1 protein-coding gene is annotated in these 1,041 nt (G+C 67.6%); it reads right to left on the bottom strand.

The features are described from left to right. Positions 1–1,041, bottom strand: a 1,041-nt coding sequence (locus tag ABFS34_17025; GenBank protein MEN8377129.1) for a molybdopterin oxidoreductase, incomplete at both ends; no start/stop codon positions are given.

Raw genomic sequence — 1,041 nt, 5'->3', positions numbered from 1 at the left:
CCCACGAGTCCACGGCGAGGATGATGTCCGCGTACTCGCAGCTCCCCGTCCACCACCACTCGTTCACGATCACTGCGTCGATCATCCGTTTGCTCTGGAACTTCGCGCGGTAGGCGGGGTGCCGGAGCAGGTTCATGACCACGTCGTAGTGGCCCTTGGCGTTTCCGAGCAGCGAGTTCGAGGCCGAGAACCAGAGCTGCTTCGTGGGCAGCGGCATGTGGCTCTTGCCGTTGTAGACGTTGCCGTGGACGTCGAGCGGCGTGTCCCCGTGGCTGTAGAAGTGGGCCGACTGCATGCGCGTGGTGGAGCGCACCCGGGCCGGCTTGTTGGGATCGAGCTCGGGGTCGAAGGGGTCCTCGGCCATGTACTGGGGGATGCCGTTGAAGTAGGCGGCCCGGTAGTTTCCGGCGTAGCTCCCGACGTTGCCGCCGCGGAAGCCGACGTTGCGCGTGAGGCTCGCCACCAGGAAGATGGCCCGGTCCTTCTGGTCCGCGTTGAACATCTGGTTCGGACCCATGCCCACGGTGAAGAGCACGCCCTCGGGGTTCGCCGCGCACTGCTGCGCCACGCTCTTCACCGCGCTGGCCGGCGCCCAGGTGACCTTCTCGACGTTCTCGAGCGACCAGGTGTCGCGCAGGTGTTGGGCGACCAGGTCGAAGACGGGCCGGAGCTCCACCGTGGCACCGCCGATCTCGGCGCTGAAGCGCCCCTCGAGCGCCGGGTCCACCGCGCGCTCGAAGAAGAACTTGCCGATGTCGTCGCGCGAGACCGGAGCCGGGGCGCCTGTCACCGTGTCCCAGACCACGAAGTCGCCCCACTCCTCTCGCATCTCCTCCGCCACCACGGGATGCCCTTCGTTGGTGGCGTAGGGGGCGACCTTCTCGCCGGGCTTCAGCACGCGGGTGCGCTTCAGGGCGGCATTGCGGTAGTCCGGGATCACGTCTGCGGCACGCAGCAGCTCCCCGGTGTCCATGCGGACCAGCAGCGGCAGGTCGGTGTGTCCCTTGACGAACGCGTCGTCGTAGAGGCCCTCGTCGATGA

The sequence above is a fragment of the Gemmatimonadota bacterium genome (assembly GCA_039715185.1).
Taxonomy (GTDB): domain Bacteria; phylum Gemmatimonadota; class Gemmatimonadetes; order Longimicrobiales; family RSA9; genus DATHRK01.
Note: the sequence above shows the minus strand (reverse complement) of the source record. Positions and strands in the feature narration are given on the sequence as shown.